7 protein-coding genes are annotated in these 5,917 nt (G+C 66.3%); 1 reads left to right on the top strand and 6 read right to left on the bottom strand.

The features are described from left to right. The coding region (locus tag AC1DJN_RS20160) for a BstA C-terminal domain-containing protein (RefSeq protein WP_478039963.1) at positions 1 to 185 on the top strand (185 nt) is incomplete at its 5' end. 63 nt (positions 186 to 248) lie between these two features. Here the strand turns inward: AC1DJN_RS20160 and AC1DJN_RS20155 are convergent. The 6 genes from AC1DJN_RS20155 to AC1DJN_RS20130 form a co-directional block, all read right to left on the bottom strand. Further along, on the bottom strand, positions 249 to 608 hold the full coding sequence (locus tag AC1DJN_RS20155; RefSeq protein WP_025878601.1) for a hypothetical protein: 360 nt from the start codon (positions 606 to 608) through the stop codon (positions 249 to 251). Between the two features lie 52 nt (positions 609 to 660). After that, the gene (locus tag AC1DJN_RS20150; protein WP_032976421.1) at positions 661 to 1,077 is read right to left on the bottom strand and encodes a roadblock/LC7 domain-containing protein; all 417 of its coding nucleotides are present in this window, start codon (positions 1,075 to 1,077) and stop codon (positions 661 to 663) included. Further along, on the bottom strand, positions 1,070 to 1,618 hold the full coding sequence (locus AC1DJN_RS20145) for a GTP-binding protein (RefSeq protein WP_025878599.1): 549 nt from the start codon (positions 1,616 to 1,618) through the stop codon (positions 1,070 to 1,072). The genes AC1DJN_RS20150 and AC1DJN_RS20145 overlap by 8 nt, the downstream gene beginning before the upstream one ends. Further along, on the bottom strand, positions 1,611 to 2,558 hold the full coding sequence (locus tag AC1DJN_RS20140) for a hypothetical protein (RefSeq protein ID WP_032976420.1): 948 nt from the start codon (positions 2,556 to 2,558) through the stop codon (positions 1,611 to 1,613). Before AC1DJN_RS20140 ends, AC1DJN_RS20145 begins: the two co-directional genes overlap by 8 nt. Before the next feature lie 303 nt (positions 2,559 to 2,861). Then, positions 2,862 to 5,084 (bottom strand): NADP-dependent isocitrate dehydrogenase, encoded by a 2,223-nt coding sequence (locus tag AC1DJN_RS20135; RefSeq protein WP_478039961.1) that lies wholly within the window; start codon positions 5,082 to 5,084, stop codon positions 2,862 to 2,864. 371 nt (positions 5,085 to 5,455) lie between these two features. After that, a partial coding sequence (locus AC1DJN_RS20130) for a hypothetical protein (protein WP_478039959.1) occupies positions 5,456 to 5,917 on the bottom strand: 462 nt, incomplete at its 5' end.

Raw genomic sequence — 5,917 nt, 5'->3', positions numbered from 1 at the left:
CCTATGAGCACAGCTATCCAGACGGCCGCAACGTGCAGGCAAAGCTCTATCCGAACGAGCTCTACGAAGACTTTCGCCGGCACTTCAACGAAACCTGGCTCCCACTGCATGCGCCCAGATACTTTGCTGCGCGCGACAGGCAGGCGCTGACCTTCGTACGCACGCTTCTGCTGCCTTCGACATGACGTCACAGCGGACCGATCCCTGGGCTGCCGTGCAGCACCAGGGATCGGTCCCACCGGGCCGGCTCAGATCGCCAGTTCGGCCTCCACGTCCTGCACCTTGCGCCGCGCCAGGGCGAGGTTGGACTTGGTCCGGTCCAGCACGATGTAGAAGAACAGGCCCTTCTTCTTCGCCACCGGGCGCATGATGTGATACGCCTTGCCCAGCGAGATCAGGATGTCCTCGATGCCATCGTTGAGGTTGAGCGAGGCGGCGGTTTTCATCTTCGCGCGGATCACTTCGGTGTTGCCGGCCGCCGCCACTTCCATGTCCATGCCCGAACCGGCCTCGCCCAGCAGCATGCCGCTTTCGTAGTCGACCAGCGCCACGGCCTGCGCGCCATCGATACCCATCAGTGCAGTCAACGAATCATTCAATCCAGCCACGTTGCACCCCTCTCAATGTTGGTTCGAGCCCCTCGTTCCCCTGCGGCCGGGCTCACGATCCGCTGAGTTCGGCCAGGATCGCCTGGCCACATTCCCTGCTCTGCCACAGCACCTGGCCGATCACGCTGCGCTGGTCGCAGGCCGCCATCAGCAGCAACGGCGCTCGCCCCTCGGCCTGGATGGCCAGCATCAGCACCTTGCCACCGGCGGCCTCCAGCATCAGCGTCTGCAGATCGCCCAGTGCCAGTTCGCGCCCCACTGCTGCAGCCAGGGCCAGCATCGCGCTGGTCATCGCCGCCAGGCGTTCGCCACGCCCCTCCGCACCAGCACTGACCAGGGCAAAGCCATCGACGCTGGCCAGCACCACGGTCCGCACCCCTTCCACCCGCTGCTGCAGGTCCTGCAGCAGCGGCTGCAGGCGCTCGCGCTGCTGCGCGTCCGGCAACGGCGCGCCTTGTCCATCAGCCATGTGCGGCCACCAGTGCATGCGCTTCCATTTCGCTCATCAGTACGTCCATCAGCAGCAGTCCTTGTTCACGATCACGGGCATCCACCGCCAGCAACGGCAGCGGCTGGCCATCGAGCCGGGCGCGCTCGGCCCAGTCATCCAGTGCCGCTGCCGGCACCTGGTCAAGATGGGTCACCGCCACCACCAGGGCCAATGCCGGACCGAACGGGCGCAGCACCTGCAGGTAGGCGTCCAGCTCAGCGGCCACCCCGGCACGGCGCGCGTCCAGCAGCAACACCGCACCGCGCGCACCCTGCAGCAGGATCGGCCACAGGAAATCAAAGCGCTGCTGGCCAGGCGTGCCATACAGGCGCAGCCTCTCGCCGTTGGGCAGGTCGATATCGGCGTAGTCCAGCGCCACCGTGGTCGAAGCCTTGTCGGCACCCGCGCGGTCGCTGTTGGCTACGTCGGTGTCGACCACCGCTCCGGCGGCGATGCTGCGTACCAATGTCGACTTGCCGCTGCCCATGCCACCGAGCACCACCACCTTGTGCTCACGCATCGCGGTCACTCCCGCGCAGCGTGCGCCACAGGCGTGCGAGCAGGCCGTTGTCGGCAGTGCTGGCACGCGCACCCACCAGCGGTACTGCAGGTGCGACCTGCAGCTGCGCATAACCGCACAGGTAGGCGGCGTGGATGAAATCGCGCACKGCGGCGGCGGGAAGATCCAGCAGCATCGCGCATTCGTCCACCGTGCAGGCACGCTTGAGCAGCAGCGAACATAGACGGAAGCCATCGTGATCGTGGCCGAGCACGCGGAAGTCCGGCCAGCGCAGCAGCTTCACCGACGCCCCGCGCAGGCGCTCATCCAACGCCTGCCAGTGACGGCTGCGCTGCGCCCATTGCCACAGCAACGGACGCAACGGCAGTCGCGTGCGGTCACCCGCCAGTGCCTGCAGCTGCGCCGGCAGCAGCGCATCCAGATACAGGTGCTCGAAGCCGTGTGCCAGCCGTTCCACCAGCACGGTAGCCGGCTCGTGCAGCAGCACCGCCTGGTCCTGTTCCAGATCCAGCAGCAGCAGCGGCTCTCCACCCTCGCCCAGCAGCGCCTGGCCCTGCCGCGATGGCAGCCGCTCGCGCAGCAGGCGGGTGATCGCATGCGCGCCGTCAGCCAAGCGGATCGGTGTCGCATCGGTGCCGGTCTGCATGCCGCGCAGCGCCCGTCCTATCGCGCCATCATCCAGTACGTCCTGGCCGCCATCGCCCTCGCGCAACTGGCCGCCGAGGTCCTCGATCCAGCAGTGCAGGCGCGGGCGCTGCTGGCGCATGCGCAGTGCCGCGTTGCGCAGCGCAGGCGTATCGCGAATCACCAGCAGATCGCAGTCGTCCAGGTCCTGGCTGCGGCGGATCTGTCCGTCCGGCAGCGCCGAGGCCATCCGCAGCCTCTGCAGCAGGGCCTGTTCGCCCTGGATGTCGGTTCCCACTACGAGCACGCGTGCCATCCGTGTTCCCCGTGCGACCACCTCCCCGGCGGTCTCGCATCGCCAAGGCTAGGCCATGGCTTGCCGCCATCGTCGTGATCGACTGCTCATATTGGTGGCAGTGGTGAACATGCATGCGTCCGTTCTGCGACGGCCATCGCGGGCAAGTTTCATGCCGTGTTGACGGCGTTCCGACAGATGACGGATTTCACGGTTTTGTGCAGCTCCCGTCCGCGCGTGGACAGGCACCAACGGCATGCGGGCAAAAAGAAACCCGCGCCGAGGCGCGGGTTTCTTTCCAGGTCTCAACCGGGCGGCGATGAATCAGCCGCGCAGCTGCTCCAGCGCGGCATTGAAGGTCGCGCTCGGACGCATCGCGGCAGCGGCCTTGGCCACATCCGGACGGTAGTAGCCGCCGATGTCCACGGCCTTGCCCTGCACCGCGATCAGCTCGTCAACGATCTTCTGCTCGTTGTCGGCCAGCGCCTTGGCCAGCGGAGCGAAGCGTGCCTGCAGTGCGGCATCTTCGTTCTGCGCTGCCAGGGCCTGCGCCCAGTACAGGGCGATGTAGAAGTGGCTGCCACGGTTGTCGATGCCACCGAGCTTGCGCGACGGCGACTTGTCGTTGTCCAGGAACTGGCCGTTGGCCTCGTCCAGTGCCTTGGCCAGCACGCGGGCGGCAGCGTTGTCGTAGCGGTTGCCCAGATGCTCCAGCGACGCGGCCAGGGCCAGGAACTCACCCAGCGAATCCCAGCGCAGGTAGTCCTCTTCGACGAACTGCTGCACGTGCTTCGGTGCCGAACCGCCAGCACCGGTCTCGAACAGGCCGCCACCGGCCATCAGCGGCACGATCGACAGCATCTTGGCGCTGGTGCCCAGCTCCATGATCGGGAACAGATCGGTGAGGTAATCGCGCAGCACGTTGCCGGTCACCGAAATGGTGTCCTCGCCCTTGCGGATGCGGGCCAGCGAGAAGGTGGTCGCTTCCACCGGCGGCAGGATGCGGATATCCAGGCCGGTGGTGTCGTGGTCCTTCAGGTACGTCTCGACCTTGGCGATGACCTGCGCGTCGTGGGCGCGGGCGGCGTCCAGCCAGAACACGGCCGGGGTGCTGCTCAGGCGCGCGCGTTCGACGGCCAGCTTGACCCAGTCCTGGATCGGCGCGTCCTTGGTCTGGCACATGCGCCAGATGTCACCGGCTTCCACGGCGTGTTCGAACACCACGTTGCCGGCCTCGTCGGTGACCTTGACCACGCCGTCGGCAGCGATCTGGAAGGTCTTGTCGTGCGAGCCATACTCTTCAGCCTTCTGCGCCATCAGGCCGACGTTGGGCACCGAGCCCATGGTTGCCGGGTTGAAGRCACCGTTGCTGCGGCAGTCGTCGATGACAGCCTGGTACACGCCGGCATAGCAGCGGTCCGGAATGACCGCCTTGGTGTCCTGCAGCTTGCCTTCGGCATTCCACATCTTGCCGGAGTCGCGGATCATCGCCGGCATCGAGGCGTCGACGATCACGTCGCTCGGCACGTGCAGGTTGGTGATGCCCTTGTCCGAGTTGACCATGGCCAGGCCCGGACGCTGAGCGTACTCGGCCTGCAGGTCGGCTTCGATGGCGGCACGGGTGGCTTCGGGCAGCGACGGCAGGCGCGCGACCAGATCACCGATGCCGTTGTTGGCATCGAAACCGGCCTGCTTGAGCGTGTCGGCGTGCTTGGCGAGCACGTCCTTGTAGAACTCGTTGACGACCACGCCGAACATGATCGGGTCGGAGACCTTCATCATGGTCGCCTTCAGGTGCAGCGAGAACAGCACGCCCTGCGACTTGGCGTCTTCGATCTGCGCATCGATGAAGGCGGCCAGCGCCTTGCGGCTCATCACTGCCGCGTCGACGATCTCACCGGCCTTGACCGCGGTCTTTTCCTTCAGCACGACGGTGCTGCCGTCCTTGCCGTGCAGGGTGATCTTCAGCGCGCCGGCGTTGGCCAGGGTGGCCGACTTCTCGCTGCCGTAGAAATCACCCGCGTCCATGTGCGCAACGTGCGACTTCGAATCGGACGCCCAGGCGCCCATGCGGTGCGGGTGCTTGCGGGCGTAGTTCTTCACCGACAGCGGCGCGCGCCGGTCGGAGTTGCCTTCGCGCAGCACCGGATTGACTGCGCTGCCCTTGACCTTGTCGTAGCGCGCCTTGTAGTCGCGCTGCTGGTCGTCGGCCGGGGTTTCCGGGTAATCCGGCAGCGGATAGCCCTGGTCCTGCAATTCCTTGATGGCGGCCTTCAGCTGCGGCACCGAGGCGGAGATGTTCGGCAGCTTGATGATGTTGGCGTCGGGGGTGGTCGCCAGCTGGCCCAGCTCGGCCAGGTCATCGTTGACCTTCTGCGCATCGCTCAGCAGTTCCGGGAACAGCGACAGGATGCGGCCGGACAACGAGATGTCACGGGTTTCCACTGCGATGCCCGCGGTGGAGGTATAGGCGTCGACGATCGGCAGCAGCGACTGGGTGGCCAGGAACGGTGCTTCGTCGGTCAGCGTGTAGAGGATCTTGGACATGGGGGACTTGGACTCTGTAGCAGTGCTCAGGGGAAGGCCGGCGCCAGCGCCGGGCCACGTGCAACCGTGTCACTTTCCCCGCCGCCGTCAGGGTGGGCGCGCGCCGGGGAAACCCCTGCATTGTCGCGTTTTCAGCCGCGCGGGGCAAAGCCGTGCCATACGCGGCGGTACTGCACGCCGGCAACGCTGTGATCCATCCACGCATGGCGTGGGTCTGCGGAAACATCGCCGCGCGAGGAACGGCCAGGTGTCTGCACCCGTAGATCCACGCCATGCGTGGATGAGGCCTTCCCGCAACACCACCAACAAAAAAGGACGCAGCCTCGCGGCTGCGTCCATCGTGAGTCCAACCGGGAGAGAGTCGGCGGGACTTACTTGACCTCAAACTCCTGCGGCGTTCCGGCCGCCTTACCATCAACCATGACTTCGGCGCGGTACTTGCCGGCCGGCCAGCCATTGGCATTCTTGAAGGTGATGTTGGTGGTCTCTGCACCGCTGGTGTTCAGGGTTGCGTTCTGCTCACCGGCCACCTGGCCATCCTGGAAGGTCAGCTTGGCGCCGACGGTGACATTGTTGGCCGCGCCATCGGTCTTCACCGAGACGATGACATCGTCCTTCGGCGCGAACAGGGCGGCCGTGGTGACCGACTTGTCAGCTGCGGCGGTCTTGCCGACAGTGACCGCCGATACCGCTACGGCCGATGCAGCCATCGGCGGCGGCGCGCCGGTCATCGGCGCGGGCGCCTCGGCCGGCGTGGTTGCCGCCGGAGCTGCGTTGTTGTCTGCGGTTTCTTCCTTCTTCTTGCAGCCCACCAGGGCGACGCTGCCCAGCAA

It is taken from the genome of Stenotrophomonas sp. 05L414_2 (assembly GCF_056397905.1).
The sequence above is the reverse complement of the archived record's forward strand: the minus strand, read 5'-3'. Positions and strand labels throughout refer to the sequence as shown.

Coding starts and splice junctions, on each gene's coding strand:
- AC1DJN_RS20150 (WP_032976421.1), bottom strand. CDS start 1,077: ATGGCTGATGGACAAGGCGCGCCGTTGCCGGACGCGCAGCAGCGCGAG.
- AC1DJN_RS20145 (WP_025878599.1), bottom strand. CDS start 1,618: ATGCGTGAGCACAAGGTGGTGGTGCTCGGTGGCATGGGCAGCGGCAAG.